Below are 19577 nucleotides of genomic sequence, written 5' to 3'. Positions count from 1 at the left end.
GTCAACTGTTCAGAATGTTTCACCCCGCGCTTCCAATGATTGGAAGAAATCTATAGAAATGTTTAGCAATTGAGCGCGAAGCGAAGTGGTGCGCCCTGAGGTGGAATTTAAAACAAAGGCAAAAGGTGAATTATAAGTTTTCAGGACATGAAACATTTGCCTTTCGATATGCGTGGCTTCCAAAAGCATATCAGGCGGTGAAATTTGACGATAAAATATTTTCCGACGAAGATCGGGCTATGGTTGAGTTGGGCGTTGGGAAAAACATGGTTCGCTCCATCCGATTTTGGGCAACTCTTCTCGGGATAATTGAGCCAGACGGCGAAAACTCACTTCAGGTGACTCCGTTTAGCACAATGCTGCTAGACCCAGATCGCGGATTGGATCCATATCTTGAGGACATCCAGACGCTGTGGTTGCTTCATTGGCGTCTTTCGGCGGCCGCAGAGCCTCTTTATGTCTGGCATTACCTTCTCAATCGCTGGCAGGAGTCAGAGATGGCGGGCGCGGTCATTGTTCCTATGATACGGAGAGAGTTAGGGGAGGAACATAAGCTATCTGCGAACTCACTCGACAGTCTTGTGAAGGTTTTCTTTCACACATACGTTCCAACTCGCGGTCACAAAAACAAAGTGGTCGAAGATAATTTGGACTGCCCCCTCGTTCAGCTTCGGTTGATCGAATATGGCGGAGAGCGAGATTTGTCTTCTGGTAGAAAAGAGCCAATTTATGCCTTTCGCAGAGGCGAAAAACCCGAGATTAGCCAGGCGCTTTTTCTTTATTGCCTGAACGACTATTGGCGGAAGACCTCCCCTGACGAAACGACCCTATCTTTCAGTCAGATTACCAGTAGCGAGGGGAGCCCCGGACAGGTTTTCAAACTCACCGATGATGACATACAGGCGCGTTTGGCAGGCTTGACTGATGACAGTGAGTATTTTGTATTCACGGACTCATCGACTAGTCGGTCTTTGAAAAGAAAGTTTACCGATTTTGAACAAATTTCTGGGAAGCTGCTGAAAAGGATTTATAAATGAAGAAGCAGCAACAATTTATCAAACCCCCGCTTCGTTTTTTAAGGTCCACCAACCTGGAACGGGACTTTTATGATCCAGAGGCGTTGAGCTCATATGTGTTAACGGATGTTGCGACGGACTGTCTTCGGCGAATAGCAAATGGGCTGAAGAAGGGATCCGGTCAGAGATGCTGGCGCATCATAGGGGACTATGGTTCTGGGAAATCAAGCTTCGCTCTCTTGTTGGCCCATTGGTTTTCCGGAGATGCAAAAAAAATCCCCAAAGGCCTTTCATCCCGTTTGGCCTACACAACGATTGGGGTCTCGACGCCTCGGCTTTTACCCGTTCTCGTAACAGGAGCAAGAGAGGCATTAGGAGAAACAATCCGTCGAGGCATAAGTAGCGCATTAGAGCATCACTATCCGTCCGGGTTAGGTAAAGGACCCTGCAAAATCAACGCCCTGTTGAAACAGGAGAAAATAAACGACGGGGATGTGCTTAAGTTGATCGCATTGGTTAAATCCCGGATATCTGCAGATAACAAGGGTCGAGGACTGTTACTCATTATTGACGAACTCGGGAAATCCTTAGAGCACGCCGCCTCAGCCGCCGGCGAAAGTGATGTTTTTTTAATGCAACGACTGGCTGAAGAAGCGTCCCGCAGCGGGGAGACGCCGCTTTTTGTTATAGGTATCCTGCATCAGGGGTTTGGGGCGTATGCCGCCGCGCTGGGATTAACCGCTAAGCGCGAGTGGGACAAAGTTGCCGGGCGATATGATGAAATCGTTTTTCAGCACCCGATGGAACAAACAGCAGCGTTGGTCGCTGAGGCGCTCAATGTTCCGGTCGGCGAGCTTAAGCAAACAGATATGGCCTCTTCCAAGCAAACCATGAAACAAGCTATTCAGCTTGGCTGGTATGGATCTACTGCAAGTTATACCTCACTGGAAAAGCAGGCGCCTCGAATTTCTCCCCTTGATCCATGCGTGTTGCCCATCATGAGCCGAATTTTGCATCGTTTTGGGCAAAATCAGAGGTCTATTTTCAGTTTTTTATTTGGAAGCGAGCCGTTTGCGTTGCTTGCTTTTCTGAAAGAATGTGACGGTCAGTTCTACCGAATTCATCATCTTTATGACTACATCCATTCGAACTTAGGCCATCACCTAGCTTCGGTGTATACCTCTACCCATTGGACCACAATTAATTCGATGGTTAGCTCGTTTATCTCAGACAACCTTTTGCACACCCAGATTGTCAAAACAGTCGGTGTTTTAAATCTGCTGAATAGCAGCGACCTGACCCCCACGGTGGAATCGGTTTCACTTTGTTTAACCGGCAGAAAAGACGATGCTAATGTCCATAAGGCCATCAGCCTTCTAAAGTCGGACGTTGGGAAGCGGGTCTTATTCGATCGGGGCGCTTCTGGCGGGTTGTGTTTGTGGCCTCATATCAGCGTAGATATTGAACGTGCTCAGAAAACAGCAGAGTCCATGATCGGCCCGATCAAAAGCCCGGCAGACTTTATCCGAGCGCATCTCGACAACACAAATTTGGTGGCAAGGAGGCACTACATCAAGACCGGGAATCTAAGATACTTTTCGGTCGTTTTCTGTAATCCAAAGGACTTGGAAGATCCCGTTAATTTACCCAAGGAAGACGGCGATGGAATTATACTGACGCCCCTGTGCTTAAACCAAAAAGCTGTTGCTGATGCGATCAAGATGGCCCAGTCAGCTGGGTTTAAGGCGCGCAGCGAATATTTGGTGGCTATTCCCGGGCAACTGCAGAGTCTGTCGCCATTTATTCGAGAAGTTCAGGTTTGGAATTGGATAGCAACAAACACTCCAGAATTGAACGGCGACAGGTATGGAAGAGAAACCGTTTCCAGGAAAATGGCGACAGCGCAACAGGCCATGGATGAGGCGATCAGTCAAGTTATCGGCCTCGACAATCTAGGCGAATCTTTTTCTCTAAAATTCTTTTGGAAGGGAAAACCTCTAGAGATTGCATCTGGTCGCGAACTGTTATCCACGCTTTCGGACATCTGCGACCGTTTATTTAGGACCGCGCCCATTGTTCATAATGAGTTAATTAATCGCCGCAATATCAGTTCTGCAGCGGCGGCCGCAAGAATGCGCCTAATAGAGCGCGTCTTGGAAGCACCTAACGAGCGATTGTTAGGAATGGATCCCGAGAAAAAGCCGCCGGAAATGTCGATGTACATGTCCGTCCTTCAGCACGGAGGGCTTCATGTAGAAACTGAGACGATGAGTCGATTTGTTCTTCCAAGCGAACCGAATGACCGCTTAAAATTGTTGCCCACCTTTACTCACATTGAATCACGACTGAAGGGCGAACCTGACAGACCTATTCGTGTAAGCCTTCTTTTAAATGAGTTAGCAGCGATTCCGTTCGGCATTCGGGAAGGCTTGGCTCCCCTGTTGCTTGCAGTCTTCTACGTAATACACAGGCGGAATATTGCTTGTTATGAGAACGGCACCTTTCTTAGCGAGCTTTCCGGAGCCGAATTTTTACGTTTAACTAAAAGACCCGAAACGTTTGAGTTTCAATACTGCAATGTCGAAGGCCTTCGCATTGTTGCGTTCGAACAACTTGCCCGGGTACTTAACGTTAATGCCAGCAGGGAGCAGCCAGACCTCCTGGATGTAGTTCGTCCCTTGTGCGTCATCGTGGCGCGACTGTGCCCATACGCTCAGAAAACAAAACAACTTTCACCGAGTGCTGTAGCGGTTCGAAACGCTCTTATGGACGCAAGAGACCCCTTGAAGCTACTATTCGAGTTGCTACCTATTGCTTGTGGCTATGAGCCGATTGGGCCAGACGACAAAAATGGGCACACCGCGAAGCAGTACGCCCGATCGCTTTCACAGGCCATCGATGAGCTGAGGGGGTGTTACTTGGCGTTGCAGGAACGAATGAAAAATGCGTTGATCGAAAATTTTGGTTATTCAAAAAAGAAAGCTGGCGACTTCCGAAAGGAAATCGGAGCACGGGCAGACGCATTATCGTCCTTTGTTGCAGAAGCCCGGCTAAAAGCGTTTTGTTTTCGACTAAAAGACTCGTTGTTATCCGACAACGACTGGCTGGATTCTGTGGCCAGTATGATTGCCGCCAAGCCGCCCGAAAAATGGGCAGATCAGGATGAGCAGATATTCAATGAGCACCTTTCGGAGCTAACTGGCCGTTTTGTCCGCACGGAAGGCGTTGCCTTTGACAAAAAAGGTAATTACGAAAGCGGATCTATGCGGCTATGCGTCACCCTGCCTGACGGAACCGAAAAGAAGCAGGTTCTTACAGCGGCGGTAAGTGATCGCGGTGCAATTTCGGCCCTGCAAGAGACAATACAAAAGCTCATAAAAGAGCACGGCGATCTTGCGCTAGTCGCCGCATCTAAGGCAGTGTGGGACAATCTGAAGGGCTAAGTATTGGATGAACCATCAAGTACGACATATTTGCGGCCTATCCGGGGGAAAGGACAGCACGGCGCTGGCCTTGTACATGAGGGACAAGGTTCCGGGAATGGAATATGTTTTCTGTGATACCGGCAAAGAACTGCAGGAAACCTATGAGTACCTGGCTCTTGTAGAGGCATTTCTCGGTAAAAAAATCGTTTATCTTAATGCCAAGAGAGATTTTGACCACTGGCTGGATGTGTTCGGCAATTACCTCCCATCCCCAAAAGCCCGCTGGTGCACCAAGCTTCTCAAGCTCAAGCCCTACGAAGAATATATCGGTAATGACCCTGTGATTAGCTATATCGGTATTCGTGCCGATGAAGATCGTACTGGGCTCATTAGCGCTAAGCCAAATCTAACAACCGTATTTCCCTTCAAAGAAGATGGCATCGATTTTGATGGCGTGATGCGCATTCTGACAGAAAGTGGCATTGGCATGCCGCCTTATCTAAGTTGGGGAAGGTCTCATTCCGGCTGCTTCTTCTGCTTCTACCAATCGAAGTATGAATGGGTACGCCTGCTAGAACAGTACCCTGAACAATTTGCCGAAGCAGAGAAGTACGAGCGCAAAGATCAGAAGACCGGCACGCTGTTTACCTGGATGGATGACATGCCGATTTCAGCATTGCGCGATCCTAAATTACAGGAAGAGATTAAGCGAAAATATGCTGAACGGCAGCAGTGGTTAAAATCTCGAAAGGGCAATAAACGATTGGTTGAAACTTTTGGGGAGATTGAAGTTGAAGATACTTCGAGTCCCGGCTGCTTGATCTGCCACTTATAGGGAATGTGCTTAAATGAAATGGATTAACTTTCTCCGCAAATATGGGCCAATACCTCGTAATGACAACATGTTCGACGAGACGATCCAGCGGTCGGCTCAACGGAATAAAATTGATCCAATCCTATTTGAGCATCCATTTCAGCAACGCGTTTTTGAATGTTTCAAGCGCGAACAGCTTCGCTCGATAATTCTCACAGGGACTGCCGGAGACGGCAAAACACATCTTTGCCGAGAGGTTTGGAACAGTCTCGGCGGAGATGCTGCTCTGTGGGCCTCCGATGATCCGTATCTTTTACTTCCCGTATCGAGATCTCTAAATCTCCATTTCATTCGGGACTTGAGCGGCTGGGCGCCTCCACAGGGGACGTCCTGGAGTGACGTGCCGCACAAAAAGAAACTCATGGGGGTTTTTTGTGAATCGTTGTTCGCAAAAAAACCATCAGATGTATTTATGATTGCGGGAAATGATGGACAGTTGATTGAGGCGCTTCGTCGGCTTGATTCATCTGATGTGGTGGTTAAGGCTCGGGATGCGATTGAAGAGTTACTGGTAGAGGATCTTCAATTATTAAAAGGTGTCGAGCTTGATTTCTTCAACCTGAGTCGCGGAAGTTCTGCAGAGCTGTTTGACCGGGCTGTTAAGGCTTTTTTAGATCATCCTGGATGGAAAGAGTGCTATGCGCTCAACGCCGGGCCAGATGAATTTTTTGGGAATCAGTGCCCTGTACGGAGAAATTATGAATTGCTCCAACAGCCCTTGATGCAGCAACGCATCCATCTTCTCTTTGAACTATGTGACTATAACAATTTGCACCTGCCTATTCGACAAATCCTGCTTCTTCTTACAAATGCTGTTTTGGGACACCCGTCTGCTCATGAAAATCTCATGCGGGCTATTGATGTTCCTAAAATCATAGCATCAGGCGAGATTTCTAAAGGGGCAATATACAACAACATTTTTGGCGGCAACCTTTCGGAGCGCAGTAGAAGTTCGATCACCATATTTAACTACTTTAACCGGCTCCAGATCGGTTATGAGACCAATAATCGGATCGACAATATCCTTATCTATGGCGAGTACGACGAGTTTGTAAAACGCGAATACGACTCTTTGATCGGGTCTGACTCATTCTATGGTGCCGACGCCAGTTATCAGATGGCTCGAAAGCAATATGTCGAAGCCGGTGATGAGGACGAAGATTCTGCGAATGCTTTTCTCGAGATGCTTGTGCGGCAGCGACGGGGGATTTTCTTTAAGATTCCTAGAGAACAAGAGAAGGAGTTTAAGTTTTGGGAGCTCACTGTCTTCAAACACGCAGGCGAATATGTTTCAGATGTATGTGAATTGCTTATGTCAGGTGGCGGGGTAGATCGCCGCATTCTTGGCCGATTGATTAAGGGTCTCAACCGCGTCTTTACCGGAATGCTGGTTGATGATGAACGGAGGCTTTATCTCGCGACCAGCGGAAGCCACTCTCAAGCGAAAATCAGCCGGGTGTACTTGGGACACATATCCGTACAACCGAGCAAAGGAGAGCGAATTTCGATTGCGCTTAACGACCAAACTAAACGGATAGATCTTCAGGTGTATTTTTCTCTACATGACTTCATCTCTCTCGAGTTGAATCTCGTGCGATTTGAGTTCCTTTCGCGTGTGGCCTCAGAGGGGGCGCTCCCGACAAGTTTTTCAAAAGAATGTTACGAAGACATCCAGGCATTCAAAAGCCGCTTGATTGCGAAGGCCAATGACCTGCAATCAAGCGAGGTTTCTATCGGCGATAATTGTGTTGAGTTGCAGATATTGAACTCGGACAACGGGAAGCTTGAACACAAAACTATTACGATAAAAAGGTAGCCATGGAACGACTGGAGCCAAAAAACAAAAATCCTGAACCGTCTATGTGGGTAGATGAGGCCATCTGGGGGCATCGGCTCTATGATGAGCAAACACCCTGGTTTGTGTACCTGGAATTCATGAATGTTTACGCCTATGTGCGTTCGAGCGGGAAAATATTTGATGAGCAGGAATACAACACATTGTCTTACGTGCCAGCCCATCGGCTGTATTTGCGTAATATCCTGTTTAACTATCCGCTGACCAAAATGGAGCAGCTGTGTAAAAAAACCTCGGGAGATGCCCAGCAGTGGCAGTTGTGGTTGAAAGAGATGGAGGAATCGCAGCAGGGATTGGTTAATCCCGACTTCTCATACCTGAAGAATCATTTTGAAAGCTTCGCCGAGTTTGTTGAAGTCATAAAGGTGATCCACTCCACCTGCCTGGAAGTGAATAGCAATAAGCGCTGGACTTCGAAATTTGTTTTCCCTTATTGCCCCGAAGCCCTGTTTGAGGATCTGGACAAGACCGCTAGATCGAATGATCGACGATTTTTTGGGCGTACGGGGGAGCTGCTTTATTTGATGTTTTGTCGGGCTGCCGACAAGACAGAGCTCTCTGCTCTTTTGGAACAGCGCCTGTTTCAGCACGAGACGATATGGAACACTGTAATTAAGTGCCTACAGCCGCCATCCGAACCTCTGCCAAAAGAAAAGGCAGGCGGATTTCTTCCCTATCGTTCACATCCGGTATTTGATGCAGTAACCAAAGATTGGATCACGATATTGAAGCTGGACGCACCTTCGTATGATCTTATTCCTCATCTGGTTCGAGTCGCTGGGTTTCATATTTTGCGCTATCAGCAGCAGGTTGCTCGAGAAATCATTGGCGATGACCGCCCCAGTTTGTTTATTTCCGAAATTGTTGCCCCTAAAAAAACAATGGTGCGAGAGCTCTCTGTTGAATCATATCAGGACAACAACGTTCTTTCGGCTAAGGCGGTTGAGTCATATATCGCGGATATCGAAAAAAGCGAGATTTGGAGGGAAGCGCTGGGCGGTAGCGACCCCTATAACGAATGCCTTGAGATTCTGAAAAACACTGTCCTGTGGCCTCGAGAAAAGATGGATTATGTCGGCGTTCCTCACCCTGACGATCTACTACAGGCCTTTCGCGATGCGGCACGCCAGAGGCACTCCCAGCATTTCGCAAATATTCACAGGGTGTATGGCCGCGAAATAGGCCTGATTTCAAAGCGGGGTACCAATAGACTTCGTTATGCTCCAACGGATGCTTTTCTTAAGAGCATCGTATTAAGCACGGTTGGGAAACGCATGGAGTTAGAGCTGTTCTTGAGCGAGGTGCTCAATAAATATGGCATCGTATTGGGCAGTAATGAAGCGGAGTACTATGCCGAAGTGGTGAAATGCGATTTTGATAAAAAAGAATTCAAAAACAACTCTGAACGCCTCGAGCAGCGCCTTTCAAGTATCGGGTTGCTAAAGCGGCTGTCTGACGGATGCGCTTACGTTCTCAACCCTTTCTCAACGCTGGATTAAAAGCTTCAGGAGCTACTATGACGAATGACGAATTAATCGGAAAAGTCGCAATCCAGTATCTGAAAGATCGTTTAGAGGCAGCGGATGGCAGTGATGGGACTGCAAGATATCTGCTTGATTGCTTATCTGCAAAACAGACGGCTGCGATTGCTCAAGCGATATTAAACGATTCAGTATTAAGCAAAAAAATAGAAATTAAGCTCCCTCGAAATTTTGTCAAAGGGTGTTCGTTGCCCGAGAATATTCTCACGGACGAAAGGACAACATTTTTTCGAAATGCAGATTGTGAAAGAGATGCTCTCTTATTGGCGACAACAGGTGACGATGAGCAACAATCTCTTAAGGATATGACGCCCATTGGCTCATCGCAACTCTTAGGGCATCCCGGCCTTTGGGTCGATTACGCTAATGCGGAAATAGGTTGCGATGAACAACAAAAAGGCTGGTGGGCGCTGGCGCTTCGGGGCCTGCTGGAGGTTAGAACATATCAGCTAGAGGCGTTTGCTGGCTATGTGATTGAAACTAGGCGGCAAATTCTCGAAGAAGGCGAGCCGTTGCTCGAGGCTTTAGGCCTAGCCTTGCCCACCCTGAGAATTCCCAGAGATAAGACATTTTTTAATGTGCTGAATGACAAAAATGCCGGGCATATTTCCCGTTGGAAGCAACTGTATGCTAAAGCGATTCGTCAGCGATCCTGTTACCTTTTTAAATACACACCGTCGCAAGGATTGCTGACCCAAGATCAACTCAAGACGACCTTTGATAAAGTGAAGGACAACATAATTCAGCAATATCATTCATGCATTAAAGAGTTCATCTCTGCTGATAGCGGGTGGAATGGGGCTGCATATGAATTGAGCCTGTGTGAATGGGAAGGCATTAGCGCTCTCTTTGATGGGCTGAAGAAGGAAAAATTTAATCTCGGGGCAAAAACACTAGAATTTTATGATGAGCGTGACGCAATTCTGTTAGGCGAAGAAGAGCGGAAATATTTAGAAACATTGTCCAAAAGACGAACGACATCGAGCGCAGATGCCCCCGATGAGGATTTTTATGAAAACCATCGGTTAGAACTAAAGGAAGATGGGTTTCTTAAAACAAAATGGGATCAATTTATTTTCGGGAAGCCGGTCGAATGCGAAGATTTTTTAGCTGGGCTGGTTATTTGTCTTGAAGGATTATTTGATCATTCAGAAACGGTTAGAAGCAAATCGCTCTGCATCACCTCGGATCGTAGAACCAAACAGGATTTGAAAAAATTGAATTTTGCTGCGGGGGAATATTTTGCATTCCGTTATCAGGGCTTACCTGCATTGTTAGGCAATGGCGTCGTCTGGGATACAGGAGAGCTTTTTAATTTCAAATCGCACCTCGACGCATGGCGTAGAGAGACTAACCCTCATCTCAACCATTCTGCATCAAAAGCCGCACTCCGCATTAAGTTTTTTGTAAACCTCCAAATCACACATCTGAATGGCCGTGAAGATAACGTTTCCAAACAACTTATCTGGCAATTTAACCCCGATGCTGTGGCTGCGGAGCTGCCAGGAGATTGGAGGCGACTCTCTGATAGACCGTTCCTCTGTTGCTTTGCCTCGAGAGAAACCATAAGCGGAAAGGGCAATGTCCAATCCATAGATTTAAAAAACTCCCAAACCTTGCATGCCAGTTATGCGCAGGACCGAGGATCTTTCGTCCCCGTTTATCGCAAAGAAAACGATTTGAAGCTGATATGGGGATCAAACTTAGGTAAAGCGCGAAGCCAAAACCTAATTAACGATGAGCTATTAAAAGAGATTCAGTCCTGTTGGTCAACTTTTGAAACGACATATGAACAGTCAATTCAAGAGTTTTGCACACACGGGTTTTTAGCTGAAGGAATCAGTGCGCAATGTGAAGCTTATGGGAATCTGCTTGGAATTATTTGTGAAAAAGCAAAAGGCGATCGCAATAGAGATTTGCTTTTAAAGCCACTGCTCGAAATCGGAACTGCACAAATTTCTGGGGATAAAGTAACAGCGATTATTACTCCGTGGCATCCGTTGCGACTTTTTGCCATGGAGATAAAAATTAGACAAATTTCCGGTCTTCTCAAAGCGTTGCTGTCAAACCATGAGACTCATTTCAGCGATTCGCGGCTTTATTTCCGTGAGCTGACAGAGGGGTTAAAGCATCCATATTATCCGGAGATGGCAATGGGCTGGGATTCCTTTTCACCCAAGCTGCTTGCTTGTACGGATCATCATCTTGATTACAGCCTTCACGAGAGCCCCTTGGCAGAAAATGATGGATTGGATGAGACCAACGAATCTCCTTCAGCCACGGCCCTGCTTGTGCTGGACCTGATAAAAAAATATCTCAAGTTGTATCCGCATGAGAAGGCGAATTTGTCTACCGTGCTCTTTAATTGTGACTGTTCGCGGCTTCCCGTGGCACTTGTAGATCAAGTCGCAGCACTGCATGAAGATGAAGATGATATGAGATGTGAAATTGTCTTGCGCCATCGCGACGCTGGACGATTGATGAACCTTTATGAGCGGATAATCGAATCCTCTGACGATAATTCAGACTCTTTTGTGGCAAGCGAAGCAGCAACGGATTTTATGGCGCGGTTGCGCATCGGTATCATGGCAAATCAAGCTCCGACGCCTGACCCAAAAGATGGCAGACCAACTGATATCGTTTTCTTGCAGGATGTTATTTCACGGCATGCGGAGGTGGAGTGGTATACCGACGAATCCAATCCTGTTGAGGCCATAGACCTTATCCCACCACAGTGGTCTCGGCGTAAACCGTCCGCTCGCGATGAGATGAAATCGGTTGTTTATTTGACTTGTCCCGTTCAAACCAGAACGGGCTGGAAATATATCAATGCCCTGTCTTCTATCATGAAGCCGCATCTCCATGAAAAAGGGAAACATCTTTTGCCAGCGCGACAGCTTAACTTCAATGATGCACGAACCGCCGATATTTTCGATGAGATTCACAAGCTTGGCAACTGGGTTGCCAATTACGATGAATTACTTGATCGCCGACAGTTGATGAATCAGCAGGTCAGGGTGATTCGCTATAAACAAACATCAAGTCAGGGGCGAAATCTACTGATCTCATCGAGAGCCCCGCTAGGGCTCTTGAAGGCTATGGTGAAGGGGCGGATTAACAACCTGAATCTTAATTTAGAGGAACCTATATTAAACGGTCTTGTGGAACGGTTTATTGAGGATGCCAATGAAGTCTCGGGGGATTTGGTGTTGAGAGCTGCTAAACGTGGCCGCAATGCCAGCGAGTTGATGGGCGTGGTTCTCAGTAAATATTTGATTGAGGATGAGCTAGGCGCCACGTCATTGCATGGCTGGTATTTTCTCGATGACTACGCAGAGTGGTTGGGGCAGAAGGAAGAGCAGATCGCCGATCTAATGGCTTTATGCCCAATTATTGAAGACGGAAAGTTTAAATTAGGCATCATTATTTCAGAGGCTAAATATATTGATCATTCATCGCTTAGCGCTAAGCGAAAAGAGTCTCAGAAGCAGTTGCGGGACACCGTTCGAAGGATTCGAGAAGCCTTGTTTGATGAACCGGCATGCATGGATCGAAACTTATGGCTTTCTCGTCTTTCAAATCTTGTTATGACGGGGGTTCACGTGCCTAGCGACAGGATGGCCCAATTAGCAAAATGGCGAGATGCTCTTCGCGAGGGAAGCTGTGAAATTTTCGTTCGGGGTTATTCGCATGTATTTATATCGGGCCCTTCGGACAGCCCCGAGTGTTCCGATTTTTCTGTTGTCGCAGAGCTTGATGATGCCTATCAGGAAGTGTTCTCGAGAGCGAAAGTTCGCAGCCTTATCTCTGCTTATATTGCTGAAGGGCCTGTCGGGCAAATTCGCAAAGACAATGCCGGTGAAGATGTCTGGGGAAGACCCTCCTGGCAGCTGTTGCACGCTGGAGCGACAACAGTGGCAGGTGAAATAATAACTTCAACCGTAGTGGCAGGCGAAACGGCGACGAATTTGGCCAACAAGCAGGATGATAAAAAACCGATTAAAACAGCTCCCGCAACACCAGCCGAGCCTGCCGCTATCCGTAGTGGTAATGCATTTGCTACCCTCGTGCAAAAACTGCAGGCCGCCTTTCCCGTTAATTTGCAGCATATAAATGATGCTGAAGGGTGGCTCCAAAACACAGCCGTTGAATGTAAGGGGGCGTTGCAACAATTTCAACTAAAGGCAAAGTTGGTTAGCTCGCGATTAACGCCAAACTGCGCACTATTAAAATTTGAGGGTAGCGCTAATTTGACAGTAGATCAGGTCAGAAAGCGGCAAAGCGAATTTCTCACATCGCATGGGTTAAATATCACGGCGGTGAATGCGGAACCCGGCGTGGTGTCTATTTCGATAGCTCGTCCAGAACGCGAAGTCCTGATGCTTCAGAATATTTGGGAAAAATGGAATGTCGCTGATACAACCCTGAACTGTTCTCTTCTAATAGGAGTTCGAGAGGAAGATGGAAGCCCTCTTGTGTTCTCGCCCCAAAAGAATGCTCCGCACACTTTAGTTGCGGGATCAACCGGTAGTGGAAAATCCGTACTTATCCAAAATATCGTACTTGGAATCGCGGCCACAAACTCACCGGACAATGCTGAAATTATCATTATCGACCCTAAGATGGTCGATTACCAGGATCTGGCAGCACTTCCGCATGTTCGCGAAGGGGTTATTGATGACATGGCCAAAGCTGTTGGGAGGGTGGAGGCGCTTGTTGGGGAGATGGAGCGTCGCTACATGGTGCTGAAGAAAAACGGAGTAAAAGATATTACCGGCTTAAATTCTAAGAAAGGCGCATCTGAAAAACTCCCTTACATCTGGGTCGTCCACGATGAATTTGCCGAATGGATGATGATCGATGAATATAAAGATGCCGTAACAAAAACTGTAGGTCGGTTGGGGGTAAAAGCTCGAGCGGCTGGCATTTTCCTGATATTTGCAGCACAACGTCCAGAAGCTCAGGTCATGCCCCCACAACTTCGGTCACAACTTGGGAACCGGCTTGTTCTAAGGGTTGACGGCGAAGGGACGTCCGAAATAGCACTCGGGGAGAAGGGCGCTGAGCGACTAATGGGGAAAGGGCATCTTGCCGCTAAGCTAGAAGGAGAGCCCAACATTGTATATGCACAGGTGCCATTTATTAGTGATGCTCAGCTAGTCTTTCTCGTGACTGAAATATCCAAGCTGTACGGATCAGCCTCGAAGTGATTCAGCGAGCGTCTTCAAAATGCTTACCGCAGAGCAAATATCGTTTTCTTGAGTGAGATGCGATAGGCTGAAGCGAATTGCCTCATTTGACTCTTCGTGGGTTCTTCCCATGGCTGTCAGGACATGTGAGGGCGTAATTGCACTAGATTTACAGGCAGAGCCATTTGCTGCCATGATGCCTTGGGTACTCAGGAATTGGATGAACGTGTCAGAATCGATTCCCTTGAAGCCAATATTGGTCGTGTTGGGAAGGCGGCAAGTTTTATCTCCATTGATATATGCCTCCGGTATCTGTTGAAGAATGCTGTTCTCAAGCATGTCTCGCATTTTTTTTGTGTGGCCCATGCGTGCAGAGAGATCTTTTTTTGCAAGCTCAGCGGCCTTGCCAAAACCAACAATAAGAGGGACAGCTTCTGTTCCTCCTCGGCGGCCTTTCTCCTGTCGACCAACTAGCAAGGGTCTATATGGGGCACCGTCCCTTACATAGAGCGCACCAATACCTTTTGGCCCGAATATTTTGTGCGCACTTAGGCTAAGGTAATCGACTTCGTTTGTTTTGACATCGACTTCTATTTTGCCAGCGGCTTGAACTGCATCGCTATGGAACAAAACCCCGTGTTTTTTACATATCTTGGCTGTTTGCTCAATAGGCGAAATAACACCTACTTCATTGTTTGCCCAGATAACAGAAACTAGCTCTATCTGTTGCTGGGTCAGGGAGAAATCCAATGCTTCAAGATCTAGTCGCCCGGCACCATCGACGGGTACAAAGCAAGTGTTATCTCGTTCTTTCAGAAAATCTATAATGGAACTGTGTTCCACGGTAGAGGTCGCCACCTTGCCACGGACTCCATGCAGAACCGTTTGGTTGCTTTCCGTGGCACAGCTCGAAAAAACGATTTCATTTGGTTTGGCACCAATAAGCGATGCGACATGACTTCTTGCGATTTCGATAGCGTCAGAAGCTTGTTTTGCAAAGGCGTAGGGACTGCTGGGGTTCGCCCACTGTTCGCAAAAAAAAGGACACATAGCATTCAGAACCTCGGGTAACATTGGGCCTGTCGCATTATAGTCCAAATAAATCATGCGTAAAAGTCTGCCAGATGTTTGGGTGAGAGGCAACTGGTGAGAGCGTTGCATTCCTCACCATTGGCAGGGTCAGGTTGCCGGGGTCATCGCATTTAAGTATCGCAAGGCGAAATTCAACGACGACACCCAGCCGATCCGGCAGGTCAAAGGCGCTTGGCCGATTTTCAAGCGTAGTCAGGATATGCAATTCCAGACATCAAAAACCCACCTCGAAACACATTTTCAGAACCCCATCCTCTGCAACAGGTTGAAATAATTTTACATCATTTTAAAACTTTCTTCTTTTCCGTTCGTACGCCTTGTTTTACTTTTTAAAGCATACTAACCGAGAGGGAGGGTGCACTGGTATTCTTGCTGTTTCGCTATGCGTATTATGTTGTCGCGAAAAGGATAATGCTCTCAAACCCCCGCTTCCTCTTCTCTTCATGCTTCCGCCGCGAATTTGCTCTATCGGCCATCCGGATAGACCCTCTCCATTATCTGGAGGTCTTGTCGCATGGAATTCCCGTTTCGAAAGCTGCTCAAATTCAAAAACTCACAGGAGTCCTTAGCGTGGTGGGAGGAGGTGTTCGGGCGGGCTTTCCCGGCCGTTCAGCCGTTTTTGGTTCCCTGTTCCGGAACACGCGCAGACTTCTATCCCTGCCCAGACGACCCGTCCATCCAGCTTTCCGTCCACGAATCCGGCAAGAAGTACCGCGCCATTCCTACAGGTGAGCACGCTGAAATCTTCGAGGACGTGGTCTTGGACTGGCACGATGTTCAGGCGTACCGGCCGAGTCTTGACCTTGTCAGTGATTCGTTACGCAGTGTCTTTAATCTGATGCCCGCCGCAGGCCCGCAACTGGAGCATTTGGATTTTGTCGGGCGGTGCGATTGCAACGGAGAGTTGCGCCATGTTTTCGCCTGCTTTGCAGATTCCGCCCCGGCGGCGCTTAATGCCGTATTACCACACGCCGACCCCAAAAAGGTTGGATGCGTCCTTTTTCCATCCCATCATGCCGGTGCCGCCGAGCTGCTGCATAGTCGCGGCATTGCCACCGTTCCATTGCGCGAATGTCTCTCGCTGAATAAAACCGGCTTCTCTGGCGACTGCCCGAAAACCTGTTCCACGCGCCGTCCGCCCGACATCAGCAATACCGCCTTAAAAACGCATCTGGATCATCGCTTGGACAAAATCGAAGAGAACGTCATTCCAGGCGCAGCCCGTGGCGCGGCAACAGTCCGTTCCGCTTCGGCGGGTGGCAAAGCCCGTGGCGATCTCTACCAACCGAAATATAAAGAGGCCAAAAAATTTATCCGTGAATACCATAAAAAAAATCCGGCGGTGAGCTTTTGTGCCGCCAGAAAAAAGGCGGCTCAGCACGTATCCCTGTCCGAAGTAACGCTCAAAAAGCATATAAACAAAGGGGATTTTGACGACTGGTAAAATAATGGGATATGTGCCCGCCACATATACCACGGCTCCTTGATAGACCTGTCCCGTATTAAACGCGGGGCAGGTTTTTTTTGCTCCGCGCACAAAAAGAACGGAGCAGAAAATGAAACCAGCAAACAACGATGATCTCATCAGAGCGGTCTTCACCGCCACCGACGAAGCCAAGGCAAGCGCTCTTGCCATTCTGGAGGGTAGGGACGGATCGCCGCGTCCTTTAGATAACGGCCCACTTTTACTCTCAATGGGCGAAGCGGCAACGTTCCTTCATGTAAGCCGCGCCACGCTTTGGAGAACCATTAAAGCGGGCCGCCTCGAAAAAGTAGAACTCTATCCCGGCGCATTCCGTCTCCGCCGTTCCGACATCATCGCCCTGGTCGGCCACCGTGCCACCTGCCACCTGTCGCCTGCCACCTCCCGTAAGGAGGCTCCCCGTGGATAATCCCCGCTTTTCCCAACTTCTCGATCTTGCCCGCAATGGCGACGAAGCATCTGTTGCTCAGCTTTGGCACGAATTTGGTTTCGACTTCCACGCCGAATGTCCCCCTGTCGATTCCGTGTCTTCAGTGTCTTCCGTGGTGAAATCTCCCTCTGACTCCCTCGGCTGTTCCTCTAGCGAAGCGGGTGGTGAAAATTCTTCCTGCGGAGGTGCCTCATGTTAATCCGCATCGACACCCGCGAACAGCTTCCCCTCGACTTCGACCGCTGTGCCGTTGTCCGGAATACTATTCAGACCTTTGACTACGCCATTGAAGGCGACCAGTTTCGCTTTGCCATCGAGCGCAAATCACTGCCCGACCTCATTCAGTCACTGGCCATCCAGAAAAACTGGTGCCGCGAGTTGAAAAAGATTCGCCGCGCCCGTGCTCTCCAGAACATGCCGCGCATCTTTTATGTGGTCGAAGCCAACCGCGAAGACATCGAGCACTTTGACTATTCCCTTTTCACCGGCGGCAGAGTCGGGCCGGACTTCATCTTTCATCAGCTTTCAGAGTTCGAATACTTTCACGACGTACACGTCATTTTTTCCGGTGATGTGCTCGGAGCGACCCGCGACATCTACCGCCTTCTAAAACGCCGTTTTGAAGATTTGAGGCAGCAGGAAGACGAATAACCAACAACTAAAAGGAATAACCATGACCGAAAAACTCCACGCTAAACACAGCCCCAGCTCGCTGAAAAACAAAGAGCTCTGTCCGCACTGGACAAATAGACCCGGTTCATCCAAGGCAGCCGATGAAGGCACGATGATGCACAGTGCCGCCGATACCGGCCACTTGGAAGGTCTCAACGAGGAACAGACCATACAGGTTCAGCTCTGTCTGGATTATGTCCAGGCATTAGAAGAATCCATTCCGGACTGCAAGCGGTTCAATGAATTGCAGGTGGATGTCTGCGGACTAACCTTCGGCACGGCTGACGTGATCCTGCTCGGGCAACATTCCGCCGTCGTCATTGATTACAAAATGGGCAAGGTGCCGGTGGATGATGCCTCAGTCAATCTGCAAGGCTGGGCTTACGCGCTCGGCACATTCGATCTTTTTGAAGTTGAAGCGGTCAAGGTGGTTTTCGTCCAGCCCCGTTGCGATCTGGTCACGGAGCATACCTTCAGCCGTACAGCCGATTATCTGCGGATGCAGGCGCGTGTCGCTACCGTGATCCTGCTCGCGGAAGACCCGCACAGTCCGTATTGCCCCCATCCGGAAAACTGTTCTTACTGCGGTGCACAGGCTCGCTGTCCCGCGCTGGCTGCCAAAGCCCTAGCGGTAATAGAACAGCTTCCCGACCGGCTTGCGCTTCCGGCAATCCTTGATCCATCGCAAATAACACATCCCGATCAAATGGCGTTGGCTCTTCACCTTGCGCCGGTATTGACCGCGTGGGCCGAATCCGTCCGCGCCCATGCGCTGGAAATGGTGCAAAACGGGCAGGAAATCCTCGGCTACGAACTGCGCCATCGCTCCGGACCGCGAACCATCAAAGAACTGGTTGCGGTCTGGGACATTGTACACGCGGAATTTTCCGTTCCGCTCCAGGAATTTCTGACCGCCTGCTCGATCTCAGTCACGGCGCTTGAAACCGCCGTCAAGAAATCTCAGGCGAGAGGGAAGGGCGCCGAGGCCGTCAGGAAAATGAACCAGTTGCTCACCGCCGAAGGACTGTGTGTATCCGGCTCTGAAGTTTCCTATCTGGCCAAGGAAAAAACGCAAACAGCTCATCAAAACAACCAGTAACAAGGAGAAACAAAATGGCTACCACATCATTCAAAAAAGACAAACCGACCACCGCAGAATCGGAGAGTGGAAGCGGCATCCCTGCCGCTGTCCCCGCAGTTGTCCCTAAAACTGACACCCGCCAACTGACAACCGGCAACTCTGAAATTCCGCCGATGGGTGGAATTTCGGGCGACTATCAGGAAGGCGATTTCCGTTTGCCGCGTATCAATATCATTCAGAGCGTTGGGCCGCTTTCGGAAGATTTTGAAGCCGGTTCGATTGTGTTGAACAAGGACATGATTCTGCTGCCGGCATCTGAAGATCCCAAAATCTGGGGTGCTCCGCTGAACGTCACCGTCCTGAATGCGAAGAAACAGTTTCAGGAAAATGTTGAGTACGGTAGCGAGGATATGCCCGAGACAGTGGAAACGCTGGAAGAAGTCACCGCCCGTGGTGGATGGCTGGACTGGCGCGACGATGCCCCGCCTCCGTGGCGTCCGATTCTTACCGCGCTGCTTCTCATTGAGGCACCGACCGACGCACTGGCCGAAGAGTTTTCCATTCAGGGACCGGACGGCAAAGCGTACGAGCTGGCACTCTGGACAATGAAGGGAACTTCATACAGCCGGGCAGGCAAGGCGATCAATACCGCAGCGCGCTTTGCGTTGCGCAATAAGGACACCGGATTGCCTGAGCTGCATAAAGGTAAATGGACGTTGCAGGTTCGTCGGGAAAAACTGGGCACGAATCTCGTATTCGTTCCCCGTCTGCGCCAACACGGCAAGCATTCTGATGAATTTATCGCATTCATCACCACGCTACTGTGAACGTAGATGCGACGCCCTCGTCGCATTCCTCGGGGTGGTTCGCCACCCCGGGGCTCTCTTCCTAAAGCCAAAAGCCCATAGCCTAAGGTCTT

General features: G+C 48.9%; 12 protein-coding genes. 11 read left to right on the top strand and 1 reads right to left on the bottom strand.

Annotated features, from left to right (window positions below; all coding sequences use genetic code 11):
• The first annotated feature begins 125 nt into the window (after positions 1-125).
• The 6 genes from HOO88_05790 to HOO88_05765 are packed head-to-tail and all read left to right on the top strand — an operon-like array spanning position 126 to position 13921.
• Complete coding sequence (locus tag HOO88_05790) at positions 126-1037, top strand: DUF4007 family protein (protein NOU36262.1); 912 nt, start codon at positions 126-128, stop codon at positions 1035-1037.
• Positions 1034-4459 (top strand): hypothetical protein, encoded by a 3426-nt coding sequence (locus HOO88_05785; protein NOU36261.1) that lies wholly within the window; start codon positions 1034-1036, stop codon positions 4457-4459. Before HOO88_05790 ends, HOO88_05785 begins: the two co-directional genes overlap by 4 nt.
• A 7-nt stretch (positions 4460-4466) precedes the next feature.
• Positions 4467-5276 (top strand): phosphoadenosine phosphosulfate reductase family protein, encoded by an 810-nt coding sequence (locus tag HOO88_05780; GenBank protein NOU36260.1) that lies wholly within the window; start codon positions 4467-4469, stop codon positions 5274-5276.
• Between the two features lie 13 nt (positions 5277-5289).
• On the top strand, positions 5290-7131 hold the full coding sequence (locus HOO88_05775; GenBank protein ID NOU36259.1) for a hypothetical protein: 1842 nt from the start codon (positions 5290-5292) through the stop codon (positions 7129-7131).
• A gap of 2 nt (positions 7132-7133) precedes the next feature.
• Positions 7134-8669, top strand: coding sequence for a hypothetical protein (locus HOO88_05770; protein ID NOU36258.1), 1536 nt, complete (start codon positions 7134-7136; stop codon positions 8667-8669).
• Positions 8670-8686: 17 nt separating this feature from the next.
• Entirely contained in the window at positions 8687-13921 is a 5235-nt protein-coding gene (locus HOO88_05765) for a DUF87 domain-containing protein (GenBank protein ID NOU36257.1), read from the top strand.
• On the opposite strand, the gene HOO88_05760 is transcribed toward HOO88_05765, so the two are convergent.
• Positions 13907-15007: a cysteine desulfurase gene (locus tag HOO88_05760; GenBank protein NOU36256.1), complete on the bottom strand. Its 1101-nt coding sequence runs from the start codon at positions 15005-15007 to the stop codon at positions 13907-13909. The two genes, HOO88_05765 and HOO88_05760, sit on opposite strands and share 15 nt — an antisense overlap.
• A gap of 499 nt (positions 15008-15506) precedes the next feature.
• Between HOO88_05760 and HOO88_05755 the strand changes: the two genes are divergently transcribed.
• The 5 genes from HOO88_05755 (at position 15507) to HOO88_05735 (ending at position 19485) form a co-directional block, all read left to right on the top strand.
• A complete protein-coding gene (locus HOO88_05755) occupies positions 15507-16436 on the top strand; it encodes a hypothetical protein (protein ID NOU36255.1) in 930 nt (309 codons plus the stop codon).
• A 112-nt stretch (positions 16437-16548) separates the two neighbouring features.
• Positions 16549-16884 (top strand): helix-turn-helix domain-containing protein, encoded by a 336-nt coding sequence (locus tag HOO88_05750; protein NOU36254.1) that lies wholly within the window; start codon positions 16549-16551, stop codon positions 16882-16884.
• Positions 16885-17097: 213 nt separating this feature from the next.
• Positions 17098-17556 (top strand): hypothetical protein, encoded by a 459-nt coding sequence (locus HOO88_05745; GenBank protein ID NOU36253.1) that lies wholly within the window; start codon positions 17098-17100, stop codon positions 17554-17556.
• 22 nt (positions 17557-17578) lie between these two features.
• Entirely contained in the window at positions 17579-18676 is a 1098-nt protein-coding gene (locus tag HOO88_05740; GenBank protein ID NOU36252.1) for a DUF2800 domain-containing protein, read from the top strand.
• A 14-nt stretch (positions 18677-18690) separates the two neighbouring features.
• Entirely contained in the window at positions 18691-19485 is a 795-nt protein-coding gene (locus HOO88_05735; protein NOU36251.1) for a hypothetical protein, read from the top strand.
• Positions 19486-19577: the final 92 nt, after the last annotated feature.

It is taken from the genome of Kiritimatiellaceae bacterium (assembly GCA_013141415.1).
In the GTDB taxonomy this organism is placed as follows: domain Bacteria; phylum Verrucomicrobiota; class Kiritimatiellia; order Kiritimatiellales; family Tichowtungiaceae; genus Tichowtungia.
Note: the sequence above shows the minus strand (reverse complement) of the source record. Positions and strands in the feature narration are given on the sequence as shown.

Excerpts from the sequence above, each read along its gene's own strand:
- HOO88_05785 (NOU36261.1), top strand. The coding sequence starts at position 1,034 with ATGAAGAAGCAGCAACAATTTATCAAACCCCCGCTTCGTTTTTTAAGG.
- HOO88_05780 (NOU36260.1), top strand. The coding sequence starts at position 4,467 with ATGAACCATCAAGTACGACATATTTGCGGCCTATCCGGGGGAAAGGAC.
- HOO88_05775 (NOU36259.1), top strand. The coding sequence starts at position 5,290 with ATGAAATGGATTAACTTTCTCCGCAAATATGGGCCAATACCTCGTAAT.
- HOO88_05770 (NOU36258.1), top strand. The coding sequence starts at position 7,134 with ATGGAACGACTGGAGCCAAAAAACAAAAATCCTGAACCGTCTATGTGG.
- HOO88_05765 (NOU36257.1), top strand. The coding sequence starts at position 8,687 with ATGACGAATGACGAATTAATCGGAAAAGTCGCAATCCAGTATCTGAAA.
- HOO88_05760 (NOU36256.1), bottom strand. The coding sequence starts at position 15,007 with ATGATTTATTTGGACTATAATGCGACAGGCCCAATGTTACCCGAGGTT.
- HOO88_05755 (NOU36255.1), top strand. The coding sequence starts at position 15,507 with ATGGAATTCCCGTTTCGAAAGCTGCTCAAATTCAAAAACTCACAGGAG.
- HOO88_05750 (NOU36254.1), top strand. The coding sequence starts at position 16,549 with ATGAAACCAGCAAACAACGATGATCTCATCAGAGCGGTCTTCACCGCC.
- HOO88_05745 (NOU36253.1), top strand. The coding sequence starts at position 17,098 with ATGTTAATCCGCATCGACACCCGCGAACAGCTTCCCCTCGACTTCGAC.
- HOO88_05740 (NOU36252.1), top strand. The coding sequence starts at position 17,579 with ATGACCGAAAAACTCCACGCTAAACACAGCCCCAGCTCGCTGAAAAAC.
- HOO88_05735 (NOU36251.1), top strand. The coding sequence starts at position 18,691 with ATGGCTACCACATCATTCAAAAAAGACAAACCGACCACCGCAGAATCG.